General features: G+C 72.5%; 21 protein-coding genes. 11 read left to right on the top strand and 10 right to left on the bottom strand.

What is annotated here, in order from left to right; all coding sequences use genetic code 11:
• Positions 1 to 3 precede the first annotated feature (3 nt).
• From CLV35_RS02070 to CLV35_RS02055, 4 genes are all read right to left on the bottom strand, one after another.
• A complete protein-coding gene (locus tag CLV35_RS02070; protein ID WP_231121363.1) occupies positions 4 to 1239 on the bottom strand; it encodes an endo-1,4-beta-xylanase in 1236 nt (411 codons plus the stop codon).
• A 61-nt stretch (positions 1240 to 1300) separates the two neighbouring features.
• Complete coding sequence (locus CLV35_RS02065; RefSeq protein WP_121191753.1) at positions 1301 to 2182, bottom strand: carbohydrate ABC transporter permease; 882 nt, start codon at positions 2180 to 2182, stop codon at positions 1301 to 1303.
• Entirely contained in the window at positions 2182 to 3198 is a 1017-nt protein-coding gene (locus CLV35_RS02060; protein ID WP_121191752.1) for a carbohydrate ABC transporter permease, read from the bottom strand. The genes CLV35_RS02065 and CLV35_RS02060 overlap by 1 nt, the downstream gene beginning before the upstream one ends.
• A 6-nt stretch (positions 3199 to 3204) precedes the next feature.
• Positions 3205 to 4518 (bottom strand): ABC transporter substrate-binding protein, encoded by a 1314-nt coding sequence (locus tag CLV35_RS02055; RefSeq protein ID WP_121191751.1) that lies wholly within the window; start codon positions 4516 to 4518, stop codon positions 3205 to 3207.
• Positions 4519 to 4826: 308 nt separating this feature from the next.
• On the opposite strand from CLV35_RS02055, the gene CLV35_RS02050 reads away from it, so the two are divergent.
• Positions 4827 to 7148: a beta-xylosidase/alpha-l-arabinosidase gene (locus CLV35_RS02050; protein WP_231121359.1), complete on the top strand. Its 2322-nt coding sequence runs from the start codon at positions 4827 to 4829 to the stop codon at positions 7146 to 7148.
• Positions 7149 to 7264: 116 nt separating this feature from the next.
• Here CLV35_RS02050 and CLV35_RS02045 read toward each other — a convergent pair whose 3' ends face one another.
• Both CLV35_RS02045 and CLV35_RS02040 read right to left on the bottom strand, forming a co-directional pair.
• On the bottom strand, positions 7265 to 8437 hold the full coding sequence (locus CLV35_RS02045) for an endo-1,4-beta-xylanase (RefSeq protein ID WP_121191750.1): 1173 nt from the start codon (positions 8435 to 8437) through the stop codon (positions 7265 to 7267).
• A 156-nt stretch (positions 8438 to 8593) separates the two neighbouring features.
• Complete coding sequence (locus CLV35_RS02040) at positions 8594 to 9679, bottom strand: LacI family DNA-binding transcriptional regulator (protein ID WP_121191749.1); 1086 nt, start codon at positions 9677 to 9679, stop codon at positions 8594 to 8596.
• A gap of 136 nt (positions 9680 to 9815) precedes the next feature.
• On the opposite strand from CLV35_RS02040, the gene CLV35_RS02035 reads away from it, so the two are divergent.
• Entirely contained in the window at positions 9816 to 11429 is a 1614-nt protein-coding gene (locus tag CLV35_RS02035; protein ID WP_121192290.1) for a purple acid phosphatase family protein, read from the top strand.
• An 18-nt stretch (positions 11430 to 11447) separates the two neighbouring features.
• Here the strand turns inward: CLV35_RS02035 and CLV35_RS02030 are convergent, their stop codons facing one another.
• The 3 genes from CLV35_RS02030 to CLV35_RS02020 form a co-directional block, all read right to left on the bottom strand.
• Positions 11448 to 12269 carry a PHP domain-containing protein gene (locus CLV35_RS02030; RefSeq protein WP_183061614.1) on the bottom strand — a complete coding sequence of 274 codons (822 nt, stop codon included), beginning with the start codon at positions 12267 to 12269 and terminating at the stop codon, positions 11448 to 11450.
• Positions 12270 to 12366: 97 nt separating this feature from the next.
• The gene (locus CLV35_RS02025; protein ID WP_231121357.1) at positions 12367 to 14238 is read right to left on the bottom strand and encodes a glycoside hydrolase family 55 protein; all 1872 of its coding nucleotides are present in this window, start codon (positions 14236 to 14238) and stop codon (positions 12367 to 12369) included.
• 164 nt (positions 14239 to 14402) lie between these two features.
• Positions 14403 to 15116: a winged helix-turn-helix transcriptional regulator gene (locus tag CLV35_RS02020; protein WP_121191746.1), complete on the bottom strand. Its 714-nt coding sequence runs from the start codon at positions 15114 to 15116 to the stop codon at positions 14403 to 14405.
• Between the two features lie 127 nt (positions 15117 to 15243).
• Between CLV35_RS02020 and CLV35_RS02015 the strand changes: the two genes are divergently transcribed.
• The 5 genes from CLV35_RS02015 to CLV35_RS01995 all read left to right on the top strand — a co-directional run bounded on the left by CLV35_RS02015 (position 15244) and on the right by CLV35_RS01995 (position 18413).
• Positions 15244 to 16008: an alpha/beta hydrolase gene (locus tag CLV35_RS02015; protein ID WP_121192289.1), complete on the top strand. Its 765-nt coding sequence runs from the start codon at positions 15244 to 15246 to the stop codon at positions 16006 to 16008.
• On the top strand, positions 15996 to 16259 hold the full coding sequence (locus CLV35_RS02010) for a MoaD/ThiS family protein (RefSeq protein WP_231121355.1): 264 nt from the start codon (positions 15996 to 15998) through the stop codon (positions 16257 to 16259). The genes CLV35_RS02015 and CLV35_RS02010 overlap by 13 nt, the downstream gene beginning before the upstream one ends.
• Before the next feature lie 42 nt (positions 16260 to 16301).
• Entirely contained in the window at positions 16302 to 16994 is a 693-nt protein-coding gene (locus CLV35_RS02005) for an LmeA family phospholipid-binding protein (protein WP_183061612.1), read from the top strand.
• A gap of 280 nt (positions 16995 to 17274) precedes the next feature.
• Complete coding sequence (locus CLV35_RS02000) at positions 17275 to 18111, top strand: sulfurtransferase (RefSeq protein WP_121191744.1); 837 nt, start codon at positions 17275 to 17277, stop codon at positions 18109 to 18111.
• Positions 18112 to 18116: 5 nt separating this feature from the next.
• Positions 18117 to 18413 carry a DUF1416 domain-containing protein gene (locus CLV35_RS01995; RefSeq protein WP_121191743.1) on the top strand — a complete coding sequence of 99 codons (297 nt, stop codon included), beginning with the start codon at positions 18117 to 18119 and terminating at the stop codon, positions 18411 to 18413.
• 105 nt (positions 18414 to 18518) lie between these two features.
• On the opposite strand, the gene CLV35_RS01990 is transcribed toward CLV35_RS01995, so the two are convergent.
• Positions 18519 to 18890, bottom strand: coding sequence for a DsrE family protein (locus CLV35_RS01990; RefSeq protein ID WP_121192286.1), 372 nt, complete (start codon positions 18888 to 18890; stop codon positions 18519 to 18521).
• Between the two features lie 130 nt (positions 18891 to 19020).
• Between CLV35_RS01990 and CLV35_RS01985 the strand changes: the two genes are divergently transcribed.
• From CLV35_RS01985 to CLV35_RS01970, 4 genes are all read left to right on the top strand, one after another.
• Entirely contained in the window at positions 19021 to 19596 is a 576-nt protein-coding gene (locus CLV35_RS01985) for an FABP family protein (RefSeq protein ID WP_231121353.1), read from the top strand.
• Positions 19597 to 19636: 40 nt separating this feature from the next.
• On the top strand, positions 19637 to 20056 hold the full coding sequence (locus CLV35_RS01980) for a Fur family transcriptional regulator (protein ID WP_121192282.1): 420 nt from the start codon (positions 19637 to 19639) through the stop codon (positions 20054 to 20056).
• Positions 20053 to 21087 (top strand): CAF17-like 4Fe-4S cluster assembly/insertion protein YgfZ, encoded by a 1035-nt coding sequence (ygfZ, locus tag CLV35_RS01975; protein ID WP_121191742.1) that lies wholly within the window; start codon positions 20053 to 20055, stop codon positions 21085 to 21087. The genes CLV35_RS01980 and ygfZ overlap by 4 nt, the downstream gene beginning before the upstream one ends.
• 129 nt (positions 21088 to 21216) lie before the next feature.
• On the top strand, positions 21217 to 22722 hold the full coding sequence (locus CLV35_RS01970; protein ID WP_231121348.1) for a sugar transferase: 1506 nt from the start codon (positions 21217 to 21219) through the stop codon (positions 22720 to 22722).
• The last annotated feature ends 32 nt before the right edge of the window (positions 22723 to 22754 follow it).

The following is a 22754-nucleotide window of genomic DNA, read 5'->3' as shown; positions in this document are numbered from 1 at the left end:
AGACTAGGACTCCGAGCGGCCCAGGCGTACGTCGAGCGTGCCGGCCCCCGCCGCGATCTGGAAGCCGGCAGTGGCGCCGGCCGCCTCGACCTCGTAGGACCCGCGCCAGCCGCTCACGCGCACCCGGCCCTCGCCGTCGGTGCGCAGCGGAGTCGGCTCGAGCCACCACTTCTGCTTGACCAGCGCGTGCAGCGCGTCGTAGGCCGGCTTGGGCGTGCCGTCGGCCCGCAGGAAGCCGACCGGCGCACCCAGCCAGGCGCCCGCGTCGGAGAGCCCCCAGTAGGTGACCGCCTCGACCGCGGGGTGGCTGAGCATGGTGCGGTAGTGGCGCACCACCTCGTCGGCCTGCCGCGCCTCGCCCTCGGGCGTGGAGGGCCACTCGCTCACCTGGTAGTCGTTGAGGTCCTCGATCTCGGGCGGCATGATCGCGCCCGACAGCAGCGTGCTCTCGGTCAGGTGCAGCGGGAGCCCGTAGCGCGCGAACCGGTCGAGCACCTCGAGCGTCTTCTCCTCGCCCCAGTAGCCCTGGTGCATGTGGCTCTGGAGGCCGAGAGCGTCGACCTGGATGCCGGCCTCGAGGACGCCCTCGATGAGGCACTCGTAGGCGGTCGACATGTCGAAGTCGTTGAGCAGCAGCGTCGCGCTCGGGTTGGCGGCGCGCGCCTCGTCGAACACCGTACGGATCAGCGGGATGCGCCCGAAGCGTCGTGCCACGCGGGTCAGCCCGTTGTCGTACTTGTCGAACACGGGCATGATCACGACCTCGTTGATCACGTCCCAGGAGTCGATGAGCCCGGCGAAGTCGCCGACGTCGCGCCGGATGCGCGCCCGCTGCGCCTCGAGGGCCTCCTCGTCGGAGAGCTCGAGCAGCCAGGGCGCGGTGACGGTGTGCCAGGCGAGCGGGTGGCCCTTGACCACGACGCCGCGGTCGGCGAACCAGCGGGCCGCCGCGAGCAGGCGCTGGGTGTCGGGCCGCCCGCGCACGGGCTCGAAGTCGCCCCAGTAGAACGGCAGCGTGGCGAAGTTGAACAGCTGCAGCCACTTCTCGGCGAAGTCCTCGGCCTGCACCACGGGCACGTCGCCGCCGAAGACGGAGCCCTCGCCCTCCTGGCCCACCTCGCCGTTGGCGTAGGGGATCAGGTCGAAGCCGATGCACCCGAAGAGGAACTCGTGGCCCGTCTGGCGGACCACGAGCTCGGTGTCGCGCAGCGGCTGGCCGTCGGCGCCGAGGACGGTCACGACAGCCTCGCCCGTGCGGTGCGCCGGGCCGCTCGCGCGACCCGGCGCCTGCACGGGGGCGTCAGCCCTTGACGGCACCGGTGAGCCCCCCGACGATGCGGCGCTCGAACAGGCTGAAGAACGCCAGCGCCGGGAGCATCGACAGCGAGGTGAAGGCCATCACCTTCGCGGTGTCGACGGAGTACTGCGACGAGAACGCCTGCACCCCCAGCGGGAGGGTGAACGACCCCTGGTCGTTCAGGATGAACAGCGGGAGCAGGTAGCTGTTCCACGCCCCGATGAACGCGAGGATGCCGACGGTGATGACGCCGGCCTTCGACAGCGGGAGCACCATCCGCCAGAAGAAGCCGAGCGAGCTGCAGCCGTCGACCGCCGCCGCCTCCTGGAGCTCGCGCGGGATCGCCCGCAGGAAGGGCACCAGGATGATCACCGTGGTCGGGAGCGCGAAGGCGATCTGCGGCAGGATCACGCCGACGAGGCTGTCCAGCAGCCCCAGGTCCTTGATGAGGATGTAGAGCGGCGTGATCGCGACGGTCACCGGGAACATCAGCCCCGAGGCGAACAGCGCGTACATGAACCCGCGGCCCCGGAAGCTGTAGCGGGCCAGTGCGTAGCTCACCATCAGCCCGAGCACCACGACGCCGATGGTGGTGACGCCGGCGGAGATCGTGGAGTTGAGCACCTCCCGCCAGAACACCGAGCTGCCGAGCACGTCGGTGTAGTTGCCGAGCTGCCAGGGGCCGGGGAAGGCGGCAGGGTGAGTGGTGATCTGGGCGTTGGTGCGGAACCCGCCCAGGACGATGTAGACCACCGGGGCCAGCATCGCGGCGACCATGAGCAAGGCGACGGCGTAGACCGCCGGGCTGCCCCACTCGAGCTTCTTGGACTCCCGAGCGCGGCCGGCCGGCCGGTCGGTGCGGGCTGCGACGTCCACCGCGGCCATCAGCGGCCACCTCCTGTGATAGCGCCCTCGGTGTCGCGACGCAGCACGAACCGCTGGTAGACGAGGGCCACGACGAGGGAGATGACGAAGAGCACGACGGCCACCGCGTTGCCGTAGCCGTAGCTCCCGGCGTTGCGCCCGTTGCCGACCATGTAGGTCGCCATCGTCGAGGTGCCTGCGGTCGAGGCGATGTACTGGCCCCAGATGATGTAGGCCAGGTCGAACAGCTGAAGGGCGCCGATGATCGAGAGGAACGCCCAGATGCGCAGCGTGGGGCCGAGCAGGGGCAGCGTGATGGAGCGCTGGGTCTGCCAGTAGGACGCTCCGTCGATCGCCGACGCTTCGTAGAGCTCGTGCGGGATGCCCTGGAGCCCGGCCAGCACGATGATGACCGCGAAGCCGACGTACTTCCAGGTGATGATGCCGATCAGCGTCCAGATGGCCACGTGCGGGTTGGACAGCCAGTCCTGCTGGAGCCCGCCCAGACCGACGTTGTGGAGCAGGTCGTTGACCGCGCCCTTCGACTGGAGCATCAACGACCAGCCGGTGCCGACGACGACTTCGGCGATGACGTAGGGGACGAACAGCAGCACGCGGATCAGCGACTGCCCGCGCATCTTGCGGTTGAGCAGCAGCGCGAGCAGGACCGCGATCGGGCCCTGGATGACGATCGAGAAGACGACCAGGATCCCGTTGTGCCACAGCGCCGAGCGGAAGTCGGGGTCGCCCAGGATGGTGCGGTAGTTCTGGAGCCCGACGAAGTCCGTGGGGCGGCCGTAGCCCTTCCACGAGTAGAAGCCGTAGTAGCTGGCCATCACCACGGGGAAGATCACGAAGCCCAGGAAGATGACCAGGGCCGGTACGGACAGGAAGGCGATCTCGAGGCGCGTGCGCCAGCTGTTGCGCGGTGCGCGCCGCCGAGGGGGCAGCGCGAGCGCCGCGCTGCCCCCCTTCGCCACCAGGTCCGACCGGGACGCCGGCGCGGTGCCGCGCCGGCTGTCACCGATGGATGCCATGCGCCGTCAGGACTTCTTGGCGGCAGTGTTGACGGCGCTGATGATGCCGGCCGGGTCGGACTTGCCGGCCAGCATGTTGACCACGCCGACGTTGAGGGCGTTGCCGACGTTCTGGCCGTAGAGCGTGTCGAGCCACTGCGAGACGAACGGCGCCGAGTTGTAGGACGAGAGCACCGTCTTGAGGTAGGGCTCCGTCACGACGCTCTGCGCCTCGGTGTTGACCGGCGGCGAGTTGTAGGCCTTGTAGTAGGCCTCCTGCACCGGGGTCGTCGCGATGTAGTTCAGGAAGTCGGCGCAGGCCTGCTTGGGGGCCTTGGCCGAGCAGCTGTAGCCGTCGACGCCGCCGAGGATGGAGCCCGGCTTGCCCTGGCCGCCGGAGACCTCGGGGAAGGGGAACCAGTCGAGGTCGCCGAGGGGCTTCTTGTCGGGCGTGAGGGAGGCGATCACACCCGGGTCCCACGCACCCATGAGCTCCATGGCCGCCTTGTGGTTGGCGAGCAGGCCGGCCGACGAGCCGGCGCCCTGCTGGGCCGAGGTGGTGAGGAAGCCCTGGTTGAAGGGCTTGGTGCCGTTGAGGTTCTGCAGGTCCTGGCCCGCCTTGGTCCAGCACGGGTCGTCGAACTTGAGCGACTGCGTCGCCGCGCTGAGCACGTCGGAGCTGCACTCGCGGAGGGCGAAGAAGTAGTACCAGTGCGCTGCCGGCCACGCGTCCTTGGCGCCCAGGGCGATCGGCTGGATGCCGGCCGTCTTGAGCTTCGTCACCGCGGCGTTGAACTCGTCCATGGTCTTCGGCGTGGCCGTGATGCCCGCCTTCTGGAAGAGGTCCTTGCTGTACCAGAAGCCGCCCGGGAGCACGGCCATCGGCATCGCGTAGGTCTTGCCGTCCTGCTGCTCGGCGTTGAACGAGCCGGCCGGGATGGCCTTCTTCGTCGCGTCCGTGACCAGCGGGCTCAGGTCGAGCAGCTGCCCGGCCTGGATCATCGCGGCCATCTTGCCGCCGCCGCGCTGCAGGAAGATGTCGGGGCCCGAGCCGGAGTTGAGCCCGGTCTGGAGCTTGCCGTCGAGGTCCTCGTTCTGGATGGCCTGGACGTTGATCTTGACGTTCGGGTGCGCGGCGGTGAAGTCCTTCGCCGTCTGGTCCCAGAACGCCTTGCCGGGGCCGGTGGTCGAGTTGTGCCACAGCGTCATCGTGACGTTGCCACCGGACTTCTCGCCCGAGCCGGAGCTCGCGCTCGAGCCCGAGCCGCTGCTGCCGCCACAGGCCGTGAGGGCCCCCACGGAGAGCAGGGCGGCGGCCGAGGCCACCGAGAACTTCTTCATCCTCATCGTCGTCTCATGCTCCGGGACTAGGCGAGGCAGGGCCTCGTGCGGAAGTGGTCATGACGGCCCGAGCGGGCGGCATGTGGGTGGTCGTCGGGGGTACTCGCCCGACGGGACCTGAGTCCGAAGGTAGGAGCGTCGCGGGGGAGTGTCAAACGTTGTCGATAACGATTACGTTGCGATACTTTTCCGGTAGGTTGAGCGGCCTGGCAGCCCCCCGCGCACGCCGCAGCGGGCGCGGGAGCACGGACGCGGACACCTTGCGCCGCCGCCGCCCGCACGGACGAAACCTCTGGGAGTGAGACGTTGTGACGACTTCGCAGGCAGCACCTGCCTCCGTGTGGCAGGACCCCTCCGCGGCGCCTGCGTCGCGCGCGGCGGACCTCCTGGAGCAGATGACCCTCGAGGAGAAGGTGGCCCAGCTCTACGGCGTCTGGGTGGGGCTCGACGACACCGGTGACGGCGTCGCGCCGCACCAGCACGACTTCGCCGGCCCCGAGCTCGACTGGACCTCGCTGATCGCCCGCGGGCTCGGCCAGCTCACCCGGCCGTTCGGCACCCGGCCGGTCGAGCCGCGCACGGGCGCCCAGGGCCTCGCCCGCAGCCAGGAGGAGATCACCGGCGCCAACCGCTTCGGCATCCCCGCCCTCGTGCACGAGGAGTGCCTGACGGGCCTCACCGCGTGGCAGGCGACGATCTACCCGAACCCGCTGTGCTGGGGTGCCACCTTCGACCCCTCGCTCGTGGAGGAGATGGCTGCACGCATCGGCCGCTCGATGCAGCTGCTCGGCGTGCACCAGGGCCTCGCGCCCGTGCTCGACGTGGTGCGCGACCTGCGCTGGGGCCGCGTCGAGGAGACGATCGGCGAGGACCCGTACCTCGTCGGGGAGATCGCCACCGCCTACGTCCGCGGCCTGCAGTCCGCCGGCGTCGTCGCCACCCTCAAGCACTTCGCCGGCTACAGCGCCTCGCGCGCGGCGCGCAACCTCGCGCCCGTCTCGATCGGCCCCCGCGAGCTCGCCGACGTGATCCTCCCGCCGTTCGAGATGGCGCTGGCCGCGGGCGCGCGCTCGGTCATGAACGCCTACACCGACATGGACGGCGTCCCGGCCGCCGCCGACGAGCGGCTGCTCACCGACCTGCTCCGCGGCACCTTCGGCTTCGAGGGCACCGTCGTCGCCGACTACTTCGCCGTGGCGTTCCTCCACACGCTGCACAACGTCGCCGGCACCCCGGCCGAGGCGGCGCACCTCGCCCTGCTGGCGGGCATCGACGTCGAGCTCCCCACGGTCAACTGCTTCGGCGACACCCTCGTCGAGGCGGTGCGCTCCGGCGCCGTGCCCGAGACCCTCGTCGACCGGGCCTGCGCCCGCGTGCTGACGCAGAAGGCCGAGCTCGGCCTGCTCGACCCCGACTGGTCGCCGGAGCCCGAGGCGCTCGCGCTCGCCGGCGTCGACCTCGACGACGCGGAGTCGCGCGCGCTGGCCAGGACGATCGCCGAGAGCTCGGTGGTGCTGCTCGCCAACGACGGCACCCTGCCGCTGGCGCCCGGCAGGCGGATCGCCGTCGTCGGCCCGCGCGCCGACGACTCCTCCGCCATGCTCGGCTGCTACTCGTTCCCGATGCACGTGGGCGCCCAGCACCCCGACGTCGCCATGGGCGTCGACGTGCCGACCGTCCTCGAGTCGCTGCGCGCGGTGGTCGAGGGCCAGGTCACGCACGCCCGTGGCTGCGGGGTCGTCGACGGCACCGACGAGGAGATCGCCGAGGCTGTCGCCGCGGCGCGCGGGGCCGACGTGTGCGTCGCCGTGCTCGGCGACCGGGCCGGGCTGTTCGGCCGGGGCACCTCGGGCGAGGGCTGCGACGCCTCCGACCTGCGCCTGCCCGGCCGTCAGGAGGAGCTGCTCGAGGCCCTGCTCGCGACGGGGACCCCGGTGGTCCTCGTGCTGCTCGTCGGGCGGCCCTACGAGATCGGCCGGCAGGTCGAGCGGCTCGCCGCGAGCGTCGTCGGCTTCTTCCCCGGCGAGGAGGGCGGCCCGGCGCTGGCCGGCGTGCTGACCGGAGCGGTGAACCCCAGCGGCAAGCTGCCCGTGCACTTCCCGCGCGAGGGCGCGACCCAGCCGAGCACGTACCTCGCTCCGCCGCTCGGCAGGAAGAGCGAGGTCAGCAACATCGACCCCGGCGCGCTGTTCGCCTTCGGGCACGGCACGTCCTACGCCTCGCTCGACTGGGGCCGCGTCTCGGTCGACACGGAGGTCTGGGCGACCGACGGCACCGTCACCGTCTCGGTGGAGCTCTCCAACGCGAGCGACCGCGAGGCCTCCGAGGTCGTGCAGGTCTACCTCAACGACCCGGCCGCCGAGGTCGTGCGCCCGGTGCAGCAGCTGGTGGGCGCCCTGCGCGTACGCCTCGCGCCGGGAGAGTCGACGGTCGCGCACCTGCAGGTCCACGCCGACCAGACGTCCTACACCGGCCGCGCGGGCCGGCGGATCGTCGACACCGGCCACGTCGAGCTCCAGGTCGGCGCGTCCTCGGTCGACGTCCGGGCGGCGCTGCCGCTCGAGATGACGGGCGAGCGGCGCGAGGTCGGCCACGGCCGCGTGCTGGCCGCCACCTCCTGGGTCGACTGAGCCCGTCGGGGGCGGTCCCCGCCGCAACCCCTCCGGACACGACTGCGGGGTGCTCCTCCCGGAGGAGGAGCACCCCGCAGTGCGTTCAGGAGCCGCCGGACCGGCTCCGGGTCCCGCTAGTCCTGGCTGTGCGAGCGGTGGGTCGCGCCGTCGGCCAGCTCGAGGTCCTGCTGGATGACGGTGTACGCCTGCTTGGGCTGCAGCTGCTCGTCGTAGAGCAGCGCCGCGCCCTCACCGGCGAAGACACCGGGCACCCACGAGTAGGCGTCGCCGAAGCCCCAGGGCGTGTAGGAGATGCACGCCTTGACCGACAGGCAGTCCTGGATGGTGCGCGACCAGTAGGCCACCTGCGCCGACTCGTGCACCCCGTCGACGGGGGTGTTCATGGCGTCGGGCTTGGTGAAGGTACGCACGTCGACCTCGGTCTCCGCGACGTAGACGCCCAGCGCGGCGAAGCGCGTGAGGTTGGCGCGCAGGTCGGGGTAGGGGTACTGGGTGTCGAGGTGCGTCTGGAACCCGACGCCCTGGATCGGCACGCCGCGCGCCTTGAGCTTCTTGACCAGGCTGTAGACCGCGTTGCTCTTGGGCCCGGTGAACTCGATGTTGTAGTCGTTGTAGAAGAGCAGCGCCTTCGGGTCGGCCTGGTGGGCCCAGGTGAAGGCGTCGGCGATGTAGTCGAGGTTGCCGTAGGCCTTGTACCAGATGTCCTCGCGCGGGGTGCCGTCGTCGTTGAACGCCTCGTTGACGACGTCCCACTGCCAGATCTTGCCCTTGAAGTGCCGGGCCTCGTCCTGGACGTGCTTCTTCAGGATCGCCTTGAGCTGCGCCGAGCTGTAGGTCGTCGTGAAGCCGTCGGGCGTCAGCCACTTCGGCAGCTGGCTGTGCCAGACCAGGTTGTGGCCGCGGACGCGCTGGTGGTTGGCGTGGGCGAAGTCGACGAGCTTGTCGCCGCCCGACCAGTCGTAGGTGCCCTTGGCGGGCTCGACGACCTCCCACTTCATGACGTTCTCCGGGGTCACGGTGGAGAACTGCTGCTTGGCGATCTTGGTGTAGGCCGCGTCGGTCCCGAGCAGGTCGGGGTTGAGCGCCGCGCCGATCCGCAGGCCGACCTTCTGGCCCAGCTCGCGCAGCGAGTCCTTGGGGTACTTCGGAGCGTTGGCGCTCGCCGAGCTGGTCTTCGCGGTGGCGGCGGTCGCCGGGGAGGCGGCGATCGCGGATGCCAGCGGCGCGGCGGCGACAGCAGCAGCTGAGATGACGCCGATCGCCACTGAACGACGTAGTGCGGGCATGGGACTCCTCGAGACGGTGGAAGTTTCCGTGATCTTGCAGCCAGTCTTCCGGAAGCTGCGCGCAAAGGTAGGCAGACCGCCGTCCGCAGGTCAAGCCTTGCGCAGCAGGAAGAATCGGCACGCACGGGTGCCTGGGAGGTCAGGTCTTCCGGAAGATCAGGCGCGAGCGGCGCGGGCGACCGTGGCGGTCGTCCGAGAGCGCGCGGCGGCGACCTTGGCGGGCCGCGGGGCGCGCCGGCCGGGCGCGGTGCCGGACGACTGGCGCACGACGAGCGTGGTCGGCCGGGTCAGGTGCGTCTGCTCGGGCGTCTTGCCGGCCAGCATGCGCAGGAGCAGCTCGACGGCGTCGAAGCCCATGTGCTGGATGAACTGGTCCACCGTCGTGAGCGGCGGGTGGCACATGACCGACTCGGGGATGTTGTCGAACCCGACGACGGAGAGCTCGCCCGGGACGGAGATCCCCAGCGTGCGTGCGATCTCGAGCGTCTCGATGGCTGAGCGGTCGTTGGCCGCGAACACGGCGGTCGGCCGGTCGGGCAGCGTCAGCAGCGCCCGCGCCGCCCGCTCCGCGCGCTCCTGCTCGTAGCCGCCGACCTCGATGAGCGCCGGGTCGACCGGGATGCCGTGGGCGGCCAGCGCGTCGCGGTAGCCGGCCTCGCGCTGCTCGGCCGACTCGAGGTCGGGCCGGCCCGCGAGGAAGCCGATGCGCCGGTGCCCGAGCGCGAGCAGGTGCTCGGTCGCCGCACGGCCGCCGGCCCGGTTGTCGGAGTTGACCATCGGCAGGCCCGAGCGGCCGCGGTGCGGGTCGACCGCCACCAGCGGGATGGTGTCGTCGGGCGTGACGACGGTGGGCGCCACGAGGATGGCGCCGTCGATGAGGGTCCCGCCGAGGCGCGAGAGGTTGCGACGCTCCCAGCCGACGCGCTCGATGCCTGGACCGCCTGCGGCGTAGACCATCAGCTCGTAGCCGGAGCCCTCCACGGCGCGCCCGGCGCCCTTGAGGAGCTCCGCCGTGAAGGGCTCGAGCTCGGCGACGAGGATGCCGATCACCCCGGTGCGGTGGCTGCGCAGGCTGCGGGCGACCAGGCTCGACTCGTACCCGAGCTCCTCGATGACCGCCTGCACCTTCGCAGCGGTGGCGGCCGCGACGCCGTAGCGGGCGTTGATCACCTTGGACACGGTGGCCACGGACACGCCGGCCTGCTGAGCGACGTCCTGGATGGTGGTCCGGCCGCGTCGCATGCCTGCAGCGTATGGTATTTCGTTGCGCTGCGGGCGCTGACCCTGCGCCCGAGTTCGCCGGATGTTCACGCGAGCTGCCCGAAGTTCACCGAGATGCCCTGGGGTGCGACACCTCGCGGTCGACAGGCTGGCGGGCATGACGAACCCCCCTGACACCGGACTGACCCGCCGCGCCCTGCTCGCGGCCGCCGGCGTGGGCACCGCCGCGGTCGCCGCCGGGCCCGTGCTCGCGCCCAGCGCGCAGGCTGCCACCCCCGACCCCGGACCCTTCGGCGGCGGCGACCCGCTCACCACCCCCCGCGTGGCCGGGCTGCACCTGCAGTTCGGCGCGGACGCGGCCCACGAGGTCGTCGTGTCGTGGCACTCGCTGCAGCCCGTGCGCCACCCGCGCGTGCTCGTCGCCCGCACCGGTCGCGCGCTCGTGGACCCCTGGCCCGCGCGCACGACGAGCTACACCGACGGGAAGTCCGGCCAGGTCGTCTACGCCCACCACGCGCGCATCCCACGCCTGCACGCCGACACCGACTACACCTACGCCGCGGTGCACGACGGCGCGGAGCCCGAGCTCGGCACCTTCCGTACCGCCCCCCGCGGCCGCGCCGCCTTCACGTTCACCAGCTTCGGCGACCAGGGCACGCCCACCCTCGGCAAGCGCTACGTCCCGCCGGCCGGTGTGGAGATCGCCAACCCGCCCTTCGTCAACGACAACCTCGGGTCACCGGCTGCCGGCGACACGACAGCCGGGGTCGAGCGGGTGGAGCCGCTGTTCCACCTGTTCAACGGCGACCTCTGCTACGCGAACCTCGCGACCGACCGGGTGCGCACCTGGTCGGACTTCTGGGAGAACAACACGCGCAGCGCGCGCAACCGCCCGTGGATGCCCTCGGCGGGCAACCACGAGGACGAGAAGGGCAACGGTCCGATCGGCTACTCCGCCTACCAGACCTACTTCTCCGTCCCGTCTGCCAGCGGGCAGGACGAGACCACACGAGGCCTCTGGTACTCGTTCACGGTCGGCGGCGTACGCGTCATCAGCCTCAACAACGACGACGTCTGCTACCAGGACGGCGGCGACAACTACGTGCGCGGCTACTCCGCGGGCGCGCAGAAGGCCTGGCTCGAGAAGGAGCTCCAGGCTGCTCGGAGCGACCGTGACGTCGACTGGATCGTCGTGTGCATGCACCAGGTGGCGATCAGCACCGCTGACATGTTCAACGGCGCCGACCTCGGGGTTCGCCAGGAGTGGGTGCCGTTGTTCGACAGGTATGGAGTGGACCTCGTGGTCTGCGGCCACGAGCACCACTACGAGCGCTCGCACCCGGTCCGCGGCCAGGTCTCGAACCCGACGCTCACGCCGGTGCCGCGCTCGACGCGTACCGATGTCATCGACACGACTCAGGGCACCGTCCACATGGTGCTCGGCGGCGGTGGCACGTCTGCCCCGTCGAACCAGCTGTTCTTCGACCCGCCGCAGTGCCGGGTCATCACCTCGGTCGGTCCGGTCAACCCGGCGACGGGGAAGCGGCCGCCGGTCTACGTGGTCGAGGACGCGCCCTGGTCGGCCGTGCGAGACGCGGCGCACTCGTACGGCTTCGCGGCCTTCGCGGTCGATCCCGGCACCCGCGACGGCGGCGTGACGAGCATCGAGGTGACGTACTACGACGTGACCGGGCCTTACGGCCAGCTCGAGGTCTTCGAGCGCTTCACGCTGCGCCGCCCGCGCTCCGACGCCCGCCACCCCCACCCATGATCATCGCCAGGGGCGGGGTCAGGCGCGCCAGAAGTCGTAGGGGTCGCGGCCCGGGCGGAAGCCGGCGGCCTCCACCACGTCCACGGCCAGCTCGAAGTCGCTGCCGACCATCCACGGGACGTGGGCGTCGCTGCCGAACGACACCGCCCGGCCGCCCTCCTCGCGGAACCAGCGGACCTGGTCGACCGACGCGAGCGGGCTCTTGGTGTTGACCTCCAGCGCGCGGTCCGACCGGGCCAGGGCGCGGAAGACCGCCCGGTAGTCCTCCTCGTGGGCGGCCTCGTCGAAGGTGCCGGGGCGCACGTAGCGGCGGGCGAAGTCGACGTGGGCGAGCACCTCGAAGGCGTAGCTGCCCTCCACCAGCCGGAGCACCTCGGCGAGGTAGCGGTGCATCAGCTCGGGGGTCGGCAGCACGTCGACCAGCGTGTCGACCTCCACGAGGACGCCCTCGTGGACGACGGCGTGGCAGGAGCCGAGCACGCGGTCGAACCGACCCGTACGCAGCACCTGGTCGAGGCTCGCGCCGAACAGGTGCGCCTCGCCGGACTCGACACCCGTCAGGACCCGCAGGTCCGGGAAGCGGTCGCGGCACTCGGCGACCGAGGCGAGGTAGTGCTCCAGGTCGAGGGGCTGGATCCGCGGGTCCGGCTCCACGGCCGACACGCGAGCCGCGACGGCGTCACCGGCCTGCCAGACGGAGAAGTCCAGGTGCTCGGTGAACGCGACCGACGGGACGCCGAGCTCGACCGCCCGCGCGCACGCGGCGAGCATCGAGCTCTCGGGCTTGCGGTCGTAGGAGAACTGGGAGTGGACGTGGTTGTCGGACGGCAGGGGACGCACGCGCAAACCCTGTCACAGCGCCGGAGCGCGCCCCGTCACAGCCCGAGGGGCCGGAGCGCAGCGCGCTCCGGCCCCTCGGCCATGCTCCCGGGAGGGGTCAGGGCATGGGGTACTGCGTGACGAACGCGGGGCCCTGGACGTCCGGGGTCACCGTGCCGCCCACGCCGTTGATGACGGAGTCGATCGTGCCGGCCTTGTTGAGCGAGACCGTGAGCAGGTCGTGCATCGTGATGCCCTTGCGGTCGGGGACCTCGAAGGCGTTGGTGGCGTGCAGGCCGGGGTTCACGTTGGTGTAGATGTAGCTGCCCAGCCCCCACGCCTCGTGGGTCTTGACGTAGGGCGCGACCCGGTAGGCGGCGTAGCCGTTGACGTCGCCGTGCGACCAGGAGGCCTGGTCCGGGCTGTCGTAGGGCATCTCGTTCTGGAAGAACACCGTCTTGCCGCCGTTGCCGTTCCACTGCACGTTGTACTTCTGGAAGTGCTCGACGAACAGGCCGGTCGCGGTCACGTCGTCGCCCGAGACGATGACGCCGGTGTCGGCCGTGTTGACCGTCCAGCCCACGCCCTGGCCGTGGTCGGCGCGCCACACCCAGAGGTCGTCGAGGACCGTGTGGTCGCTCTTGACCACCAGGCTGGTCGTCGCCTTGCCGACGTGCGGCCCGCCGACGCGGAAGAACACGTCCTGCACGCCGATCGGGTTGGCCTTGGTCGGCCGGCTGCCGTCGCGGTGGCCGCTGCCGACCTCCATGAGGGCGGCCGAGTTCTGCGCGCCCGCGTCGATGGTCAGGCCGGCCACGTCGACCCCGGCCACGTCGGACACGCGCAGCGGCACCGAGCCGTGCGTCGCGGTCAGCGTGGCGATGCCGAGCCCCAGCACGACCGTGTTCTTGCGCGTCACCTTGATGCTGCGGTCGACGTCGTAGACGCCCGGGGTGAAGAGCAGGTTCTTGCCCTTGTCGAGCGCCGCGTTGATGGTGGCGATGCGGTCACCGGGCTTCGCGACGTAGAACGAGCTGAGCGCGAACGAGCGGCCGGCCTGGGCACCCGACTGCCACGACGTGCCGCGGCTGCCGGTCTTGACCGAGGGCACGAAGACCTTCCAGGCGCCGGCCGGGTCGACGTAGAGGTAGGGCTTCTCGCGCGAGACGGGGGTCTTGTCGAGCGTGGTGTAGGTGTGCCCGGCCGAGCCGAAGTCGGTCGCCGGTGCGCCGACGGTCCCGGCGAAGACCTGGTTCCACACGCCGTTGGACCACGCGCCGCCCAGGGTGCTGTTGCGGGTGAGGAACTGCTGCTGGCTGCCGTTGACGATGCCGCCGCTGAAGGCGGAGTCGGCGATGAACCCGCCGCTGGCGTACTGCGGGCCGGCGGTGCAGTAGTCCATCAGGGTCGTGTTGCCCACGACGTTGACCTTGCGCATGGGGGCCGCCTGCGAGACGGCCCAGAACTCGGTCGCCGTGCGGCAGTCCGTGCCGCCGGCGACGTTGATCGTCATGTTGGACAGCGAGCGCCAGAAGTTGTCGAGCGCGATGCAGTTGCTCGAGCCGTCGGTGGTCGGCAGGCAGCGGTTGTAGACGTTCACGCTGCCGTTGATGGTGACGTCCTTCGGGGACGCCCCGAGGCCGGCGACCTCGGTGTAGTAGCCCACCTGGAACGCCAGCGGGTGCTGGACGCTGCCGTAGGTGCCCGGCCTGAACAGCAGCGCGTAGCGCTCGCTGCCCATCTCGTTGTCGACCTGCTGGGCCGCCACCGCGTCGACCTTCGCCTGGATCTGGGCGGTCGACATCGAGGGGTCGAAGACCAGCACGTTCGGGCCGAGGTCGGGAGCGGCCGGTGCCGCGGAGGCCACCCCGGGGGCGGTCGCCGCACCGGCGGCGGCGACGAGGGCCGCCGCCCCGACGAGGGCGCGGAGGTAGGGCCGTCGGCTGCGGCCCCCCGCGCGAGGTGCTGCTGGTCGTGCGTGCACTGCCATAGAGCTTCGCCTCTCTGAGACGTCTGGCGCGGCCGGGCCGCGGCATGGGTGCAAGCGCTTACATCGCACTGCAGCGGAGAACCTACGCCCGCGCGGCGGTGCGTGGAAGGGCGCGCCGCGAGGTTGGCGCAATCGTTATCACCGCCGCCCGGCGGCGGCCCGGCTCAGACCGGGGCAGGAGCCTCGGCAGCGGCCTTGTCGTGCTTGTCGGGCGTCACGAAGCGGTAGCCGACGTTGCGCACGGTGCCGATCAGCGCTTCGTGGTCGGCGCCCAGCTTCGCCCGCAGCCGGCGCACGTGGACGTCGACGGTGCGGGTGCCGCCGAAGTAGTCGTAGCCCCACACCTCCTGCAGCAGCTGGGCCCGGGTGAAGACCCGACCGGGGTGCTGGGCGAGGAACTTGAGCAGCTCGAACTCCTTGAAGGTCAGGTCGAGCACCCGGTTGCGGACCTTGGCGACGTAGGTCGCCTCGTCGATCGAGAGCTCGCCGCTGCGGATCTCGCTCGGCAGCTCGCTCTCGGCGGGCGCGCCCGCCCGGCCCGCCGCCAGCCGGAGCCGCGCCTCGACCTCGGCCGGGCCGGCCGACTCGAGCACCACGTCGTCCATGCCCCAGTCGGCCGTCACGGCGGCGAGCCCGCCCTCGGTGACCACCAGCAGCAGCGGCGAGGACAGCCCGGTGGTGCGCAGCAGCCGGCAGGTCGCCCGGGCGTGCGGGAGGTCGCGCCGGGCGTCGAGCAGCACGATGTCGACCGGCGGCACGTCGAGCAGGGCGGAGGCCTCCGCGGGCGCGACTCTGACCGAGTGCAGCAGCAGACCGAGTGCGGGCAGCACCTCGGCAGAGGGCTGCAGCGCGTTGGTCAGCAGCAGGACACTGGCCATGGGGCCCTTCCTCTCGCAGCAGGGCCGCGCGTGGATCGTGCACCGTTGCGTCGATGTCGGCGGGTCGTGCGGGCAGGATAGTGGGATGGAGACCGCGAGGCAGCACCCACGCCCGGACGGGCACGCGATGCGGCTACGGACCAGCGACGGCGTCGACATCGCGGCCACGCACGAGCCGGCGTCCTCGTGGTCGACCGAGCTGGCCGTCGTCGTCGCCCACGGCTTCACCCACCGGGGCACCTCTGACGCCGTCCGCCGCGTCGTCGACGTGCTGCGCCGGCGGGCCGGCGTCGTGACGCTCGACCTGCGCGGCCACGGTGAGTCCGGGGGCGCCTCCACCATCGGCGACCTCGAGGTCCACGACGTCGAGGCGGCGGTGCAGTGGGCGCGCCAGGCGGGCTACGCGCGGGTCGCGACGCTGGGCTTCTCGCTCGGCGGCGCGGTCGTCGTGCGCCACGCCGGTACGTTCCGCGACGTCGACGCGGTCGCCGCGGTCAGCGCGCCCAGCCGGTGGTACTACCGCGGCACCAAGCCGACCAAGCGGCTGCACCGCGCCCTCGGCTGGCCGCTCGGGCCGGCCGTGCTCGAGCGGTTCTACGGCACCCGCGTGGCCCGTCGTCACTGGGACGTGCGCCACCCCGAGACCTGGTGCCCGGAGCCGCGCGCCGTCGTGGGGGCCATCGCGCCGGTCCCCCTGCTCGTCGTGCACGGCGACTCCGACCCCTACTTCCCGCTCGACCACGCCCACGACCTCGCCGACGCCGCCGGCGAGCCGGTCGAGCTGTGGGTCGAGCAGGGCTACGCCCACGCCGAGAACGCCGCTCCTCCGCAGCTGCTCGAGCGCATCTCGGGCTGGATCTCGACCGCGGTGGGGGTCCCGTGCCAGGGCTGAGCAGGCCGACGGTCACCGTGCGCTACTGGGCGGCGGCCAAGGCGGCCGCGGGCCGCGCCGAGGACTCCGTCGAGGCGCGCTCGGTGGCCGAGGCGCTCGAGGCGGCGCGGCGTACGCACGGCGCCGAGCTGGCGCGCGTCCTGGGCGCCGCGAGCGTGCTGGTCGACGGCGTGCGCACCGACAAGGACGACCCGCGACCCCTCCAGGAGGGGGCCGTCGTCGAGGTGCTGCCCCCGTTCGCGGGAGGCTGACCCCGTGCCCGCTCCCCGAACGGCCCGTCGCTGATGGGCCTCGTGCGTCGCAGCTGCCTGGGCGCCCTGCTCGTGCCCGTGGTCGCCGCCCTCGTCGCGCTCGCCCTGCTCACGCTCGCGGTCGACCGCAGCGCCACGTGGGTGGTCGGCCGCGCCGTCGAGTCCAGCCTGAAGGACGAGGGCGCGCGGGCGCCGCACGTGCACCTGCGCGGGTTCCCGTTCCTCACCCAGCTGGTGCACCGCGACTTCTCCCACGTCGAGGTCACCGCGCGGGCGATCCGGCGCGACGGCCTCGTCGGCAACGACGTGGTGGTCGAGATGTGGGGGGTGCGTCCCGACGGGTCGCGCGCGGCCGACGTCGACCGCGTGCAGGGCCACCTGACCGTCCCCTACAGCGAGGTCGAGCAGCGCACCGGCCAGCCCGCCGGCTCGCTCTCGACCGACGGCAGCCGCGTGCGGCTCACCCGCACGCTCACCGCGTTGGGCCGCCGGGTGACCGTCTCGGGGGAGGGCACCGTACGCGTCTCGGGCTCGCGCCTGGTCGTCACGCCGACCGCGGTGACGGTCGACGGCGCCGCGGCCGGCGCGGCGCTGCTCTCGTCGGTGCGCAGGCAGCTGGCCACGACGTACGCCATCGAAGGTCTGCCGGCGGGCCTGCGGGTGAGCGCGGTGAGCCCGGTGGCCGGCGGGCTGCTCGTCGACTTCACCGGGCGCGACGCCCGGCTGGAGCGCTGAGCGGCGTCTCGGATCGTGGACCCGCGCTCTCGCGCCGCGGAGCGCCGCACTACGATGCGGGCCATGGTGGGGACTCTCGTGTCACGACGCACGGTCGACCTGTGCCGCGTCGCCGCCTCCCTCTGTCGCCGCTGACCGCCCCGTCGCGCCCGACCTCGCGGCGTCCGTGCGAGCCGCACCGCACCCTCGTGGGCCCGCCCCTGCAGCAGCAGCCGGCCCGCACCCGTACGCCCCGCCACCTGCCAAGCCCAGCACCCATCCACGTGAGAAGAGAGCAGCCATGAGCCGCGAGACAGCGCTCGTCGACGCCGACTGGGTCGAGGCCCACCTCGGCGACAGCAACGTCGTCCTGGTCGAGGTCGACGAGGACACCAGCGCCTACGACCTGAACCACATCACGGGCGCCGTGCGCATCGACTGGAAGAAGGACCTCCAGGACCCGGTGCGCCGCGACTTCGTCGACAAGGCGGGCTTCGAGGCGCTGCTGTCGGCCAAGGGCATCTCCAACGACGACACGGTCGTGCTCTACGGCGGCAACAACAACTGGTTCGCCGCCTACGCCTACTGGTACTTCAAGCTCTACGGCCACCGCGACGTCCGCCTGCTCGACGGCGGCCGCAAGAAGTGGGAGCTCGACGCGCGCGAGCTCGTCAGCGAGGTCGCCGAGCGCCCGGCCACGACCTACACCGCGACCGAGCCCGACACCTCGATCCGCGCGTTCCGCGACGAGGTCGTCGCCGCCATCGGCACCAAGAACCTCGTCGACGTGCGCAGCCCCGACGAGTTCTCGGGCAAGATCGCCGCTCCGGCCCACCTGCCGCAGGAGCAGGCCCAGGTGCGCGGCCACATCCCGAGCGCCAAGAACATCCCGTGGTCGAAGTCGGCCAACGACGACGGCACGTTCCGCTCCGACGACGAGCTGCGCTCGATCTACGGCGACGCCGGCGTCGAGTTCGACACCAAGGACACCATCGCCTACTGCCGCATCGGCGAGCGCTCGGCCCACACGTGGTTCGTGCTGCACGAGCTGCTCGGCCAGCCGAACGTGAAGAACTACGACGGCTCGTGGACCGAGTACGGCTCGCTGGTCGGCGTCCCCGTCGAGACGGGGGCCTGAGCCCGATGTGCGGTGCACCGAACCAGGACCTCGACCTGACCGGCGTGGACCTCTCCAAGGAGGCGGTCATCGCCGGCTTCGTCACCAGGGGCGAGGACCCGGTGGCGGGTGCCTACGTGCGGCTGCTCGACTCGACCGGTGAGTTCACCGCCGAGGTGCCCACCTCGGCGACCGGGCAGTTCCGCTTCTACGCCGCGCCCGGCACCTGGACCGTGCGCACGCTCGCGCCGAAGGCCCAGCCCGTCGACCGCAGCGTCGTCGCGGCCGTCGGCGAGGTCGCGCGGGTCGACGTCTCGGTCTGAGGCGCCGCCCCACCCCCTGCCCGCGTTGGCACGATGTGCCTTCTTGCCAATCTGATCGGCAAGGAGGCACATCGTGCCAACGGTCCGGGGGGGTGACGCGCCGCGTCAGTAGACGAGCGCCTGGGCTCCGGGGGCGAGCGCCTCCTCGACGAACGCGGCTGCGCCGGCGATGCGTACGCCGTCGAGCACGTCCTGCGCGCCGATGCCGCGCCGCGCGGCGCACTGGGTGCAGAGCGTCACGGTGCCGCCCCCGAGCACCGCCGCGAGCAGGTCCTCGAGCGGCGCCGCGTGCGGGAGCTCGAACTCCGCGGCCCGGCCGGGCAGTGCGTACCACGCCGACTCGCCGGTGAGCCAGAGCGAGACCGGCACCCCGGCGGCCACCGCCGTCGCCGCGACCGTGAAGGCCTGGGAGCAGCGCTCGGGCGCGTCGGCCCCGGCCGTGAGCTTGACGACCAGCGTCCGGGAGGGCTCGACCATGCCCAGCACAGTAGACTCGCGGGCGTGCTGGAGTACTTCTACACGGGCCTGCTGACCGTCGCCGCCCTGCTGATCACCTGGTTCGCCGTCTACGTGGTCTACCGCCTGTTCAAGGCGCAGGCCTAGTCCCGTGTTCGAGCTGCCCGCCGACCTCCCGCCCGCGCTGGTGCCGCTGGCGTGGCTGGTCGGCACGTGGCAGGGCGCCGGCGTGATCGGCTACCCGACCATGCAGGAGCAGCAGTTCGGCCAGCAGGTGGTCTTCGGCCACCACGGCGCCGACTACCTCACCTACTCCAGCACCCTGTGGGCGCTCGACGCCGAGGGCGTCCCGGGCGCGGTGATCACCGCTGAGACCGGCTACTGGCGCCCGGTGATGGGCAACGAGGTCGAGGCCCTGATCGTGCAGCCCGGCGGCGTGGTCGAGGTCTACGTCGGCGAGATCACCACCGCGCGCATCGAGCTGCGCACCGACGTCGTCACCCACACCCTCACCGCCGACGAGCACAAGGCCGGCCACCGGCTCTACGGCCTGGTGCAGGGGGACCTGCTCTACGCCTACGACAAGGCCGCGCTCGAGCAGCCGATGTCGCCCTACGCCTCCGCGCGGCTGCGCCGGGTCTCGGCCGAGCAGCAGCTCGACGACCCCCAGCCGGCGGGCGAGCGCCCGAGCCGGTTCGACCTGCCCGACGTCGCGCCGCGGGCCTAGCCGTGCCTCGGGAGGTGGCGCCGTGACCGACTGGCAGACGATGCTCCGGGCCCGGGGCTACCGCCTGACCCCGCAGCGCCAGCTGGTGCTCGAGGCCGTCACCGCGCTCGGCCACGCCACCCCCGACGAGGTGCACGCGGAGGTGCAGCGCACCGCCAGCGGGGTCAACCTCTCGACCGTCTACCGCACGCTCGAGCTGCTCGAGGAGCTCGGCCTGGTCTCCCACACCCACCTCGGGCACGGCTCGCCGACCTACCACCCCGCGCACGAGGACGACCACCTGCACCTGGTCTGCCGCGACTGCGGCAGCGTCAGCGAGGCCGACGTCTCGGTCGCCGACGACCTCGTCGCGAAGGTGTCGAGCTCGAGCGGCTTCCAGACCGACGTCCGCCACTTCGCGATCTACGGCCGCTGCGCCCGCTGCGCCGAGGCCGCCGCTGCCCCTGGAGGCACCCCGTGACCGGCTCGCCCCTTCTCGACCTGCCCGGCGCGGTGCCCGCCGAGGGCCCGGACGCCGGCGTCGCCTGGCACTACGGCGACCCCCTCGGCGAGCAGCGCCGGCTCGAGGCTGGCGAGGGGTTCGTCGACCTGTCGCACAGCGGCGTCGTACGCGTCACCGGCCCCGCGCGGCTCGGCTGGCTCAACGACCTGACCAGCCAGGAGCTGCGCCACCTGCCGACCGGCGCCTCGACCGAGACGCTCGTGCTCGACCCGAACGGCCGCGTCGAGCACGCCCTCCACGTCGTCGACGACGGCACGTCCACCTGGCTGCTCCCCGGCACCGGCGTCGGCGGGGTCGGCACGGCGGCGGCTCTCACCGCGTACCTGCTCCGCATGCGCTTCTGGACCGAGGTCGAGGTCGAGGACGTCACCGCGCAGTGGGCGCTCGTGCTGCAGCCGCAGGCCGAGCCGCACCCGGCGCACCTGTCGTGGGTGTCGGGCCCCGGCTCGCCGCTGCCCGGCCGCGAGGTCCTGGTGCCGCGCGACGAGCTGGCCGCGTTCGCGGCGTCGGCGGGCCCGCCCGCGGGGATGTGGGCGGCGGAAGCCCGGCGGGTGGCCGCCGGCGTGCCGCGCCTCGGCCTCGACACCGACGACCGCACGATCCCCCACGAGGTGGGCTGGCTGGCGACGGCGGTCGCGCTCGACAAGGGCTGCTACCGCGGCCAGGAGACCGTCGCGCGGGTCCACAACCTCGGGCGCCCCCCGCGGCGGCTCAGCATCCTGCACCTGGACGGCTCGGCCGGCGACGACCCGCGCCCGGGCGACGAGGTGTCGTTCGAGGGCCGCGAGGTCGGCCGGCTCGGCAGCGTCGTGCAGCACGCCGACCTCGGCCCGGTGGGGCTCGCGCTGCTGCGCCGCGGGGTGCCCGACGACGCCGTCCTCGCGGTGGGCGACGCGTCCGCCGCGCAGGAGGTGCCGCCGCTGCTCGTGGCCGGCCCGCTGGGCGGTGCGGGGCGCGCCGCCCAGCAGGGGCTGCGCGTCGCGCGGTGAAGCACGCCACCCCCGCGGGGGGTGGGCACCCGCGCCCGACCGCAGTAGCCTGAGCCGCCTTGCAGGTCAGCGCGGTGCCGGGGAGGGCGCTGCGGCTCCGGTCGGTGCGGTGCGGCGAGAGGTGGCGCGATGCTCGAGGTCGAGCGCGAGGTCTCACTCGCGGCGCCGTCGCGCCGGCCTCCCAGGCGGCCGGCCGCAGTCGCCGCGGCGGGGCGCGCGCCCTGGATGCGCCGGCTCGAGTCCACGCTGTGGGCGTGCGACCTGGTCGTCATCCTGCTCGCCGTCACCGCGTCGGTCGCCGTCCGCTGGAACGTCTCCGGCGAGGCGCTGAGCCGCTCGGCGAGCCCGGAGCGCGACACCGCCTACCTCGCCCTCGCCGTCGTCCTGGCCATGACGTGGATGACCACGCTCTCGCTGCACATGTCGCGCGACCGGCGCATCGCCGGCAGCGGGCCGGAGGAGTACAAGCGGGTCGTCACCGCGACCGTACGACTGTTCGGCGTCTTCGCGATCCTCGCCTTCCTCGGCCGGGCCGACTTCGCGCGCCCCTTCGTCGCCGTCGCCTTCCCGGTCGGGGCGGTCGGCCTGGTGCTCGAGCGCTGGGTCGCGCGCAAGTGGCTCCACTGGCACCGGCGACGCGGCGGCTGGGCGCACCGGGTGCTGGTCGTGGGCAGCCGCGACAACGTCGCGCACCTCACCGCCGAGCTGGCGCGCGAAGCCTACGCCGGCTTCGAGGTCGTCGGGGTCTGCGTCCCGGGCGGTGCCTACGACGAGGTCGACGACGGGCTGCACGTGGTCGGCTCGCTGACGACCATCCCGGAAGCCGTCGTCGCGACCGGCGTCGACACGGTCGCCGTCACGCCCTCGGTGGGCCTGACGCCCGCCGCGCTGCGTCGGCTCGGCTGGGCGCTGGAGGGTACGGGTGTCGACCTGGTCGTCGCCCCCGCGCTCACCGACGTGGCGGGCCCGCGCGTGCACGTGCGCCCGGTGGCCGGCCTGCCGCTGCTGCACGTCGAGCCGCCGCAGTACGAAGGCCCGATGCGCGTCGCCAAGGGCGTCTTCGACCGGGTGGTCGCGCTGGCGCTGGTGCTCGTGCTCTCGCCGCTCATCGTCGGCATCGCGCTGGCGGTGCGGCTGACCAGCGCGGGCCCGGTGCTCTTCCGGCAGGTGCGCGTGGGGCGCGACGGCCGCAGCTTCACCCTCTACAAGTTCCGCTCGATGGTCGCCGACGCCGAGCACATGGTGAGCCGGCTGGCTCAGCTCAACGAGCACGACGGCGTGCTGTTCAAGATCCGCGCCGACCCGCGGGTGACGCCGGTCGGGCGCGTCATCAGGCGCTACTCCCTCGACGAGCTGCCGCAGCTGCTCAACGTGCTGCGCGGCGAGATGAGCCTGGTCGGGCCGCGGCCGCCGCTGCCCAGCGAGGTGGCCAACTACGCGTTCGACGCCCGGCGCCGGCTGCTGGTGAAGCCGGGGATGACCGGGCTGTGGCAGGTCAGCGGGCGCTCGGACCTCTCGTGGGAGGACACCGTCCGCCTCGACCTGTACTACGTCGAGAACTGGTCGATGACCGCCGACATGCTCATCCTCTGGAAGACCCTCGCGGCGGTCGTGCGCGGCTCCGGCGCCTACTAGCCCACGACACCGTGGGGCGTGGTCGCCCTGGG

It is taken from the genome of Motilibacter peucedani, assembly GCF_003634695.1.
Classification (GTDB): Bacteria; Actinomycetota; Actinomycetes; order Motilibacterales; family Motilibacteraceae; genus Motilibacter; species Motilibacter peucedani.
This window is presented reverse-complemented; position numbering and strand designations above follow the sequence as displayed.

Bases quoted from the DNA above. Each gene is read 5' to 3' on its own strand.
- CLV35_RS02065 (WP_121191753.1), bottom strand. From the start codon at position 2,182: ATGGCCGCGGTGGACGTCGCAGCCCGCACCGACCGGCCGGCCGGCCGC.
- CLV35_RS02060 (WP_121191752.1), bottom strand. From the start codon at position 3,198: ATGGCATCCATCGGTGACAGCCGGCGCGGCACCGCGCCGGCGTCCCGG.
- CLV35_RS02055 (WP_121191751.1), bottom strand. From the start codon at position 4,518: ATGAAGAAGTTCTCGGTGGCCTCGGCCGCCGCCCTGCTCTCCGTGGGG.
- CLV35_RS02045 (WP_121191750.1), bottom strand. From the start codon at position 8,437: ATGCCCGCACTACGTCGTTCAGTGGCGATCGGCGTCATCTCAGCTGCT.
- CLV35_RS02040 (WP_121191749.1), bottom strand. From the start codon at position 9,679: ATGCGACGCGGCCGGACCACCATCCAGGACGTCGCTCAGCAGGCCGGC.
- CLV35_RS02035 (WP_121192290.1), top strand. From the start codon at position 9,816: ATGACGAACCCCCCTGACACCGGACTGACCCGCCGCGCCCTGCTCGCG.
- CLV35_RS02025 (WP_231121357.1), bottom strand. From the start codon at position 14,238: ATGGCAGTGCACGCACGACCAGCAGCACCTCGCGCGGGGGGCCGCAGC.
- CLV35_RS02020 (WP_121191746.1), bottom strand. From the start codon at position 15,116: ATGGCCAGTGTCCTGCTGCTGACCAACGCGCTGCAGCCCTCTGCCGAG.
- CLV35_RS02015 (WP_121192289.1), top strand. From the start codon at position 15,244: ATGCGGCTACGGACCAGCGACGGCGTCGACATCGCGGCCACGCACGAG.
- CLV35_RS02000 (WP_121191744.1), top strand. From the start codon at position 17,275: ATGAGCCGCGAGACAGCGCTCGTCGACGCCGACTGGGTCGAGGCCCAC.
- CLV35_RS01995 (WP_121191743.1), top strand. From the start codon at position 18,117: ATGTGCGGTGCACCGAACCAGGACCTCGACCTGACCGGCGTGGACCTC.
- CLV35_RS01990 (WP_121192286.1), bottom strand. From the start codon at position 18,890: ATGGTCGAGCCCTCCCGGACGCTGGTCGTCAAGCTCACGGCCGGGGCC.
- CLV35_RS01980 (WP_121192282.1), top strand. From the start codon at position 19,637: ATGCTCCGGGCCCGGGGCTACCGCCTGACCCCGCAGCGCCAGCTGGTG.
- CLV35_RS01970 (WP_231121348.1), top strand. From the start codon at position 21,217: ATGCTCGAGGTCGAGCGCGAGGTCTCACTCGCGGCGCCGTCGCGCCGG.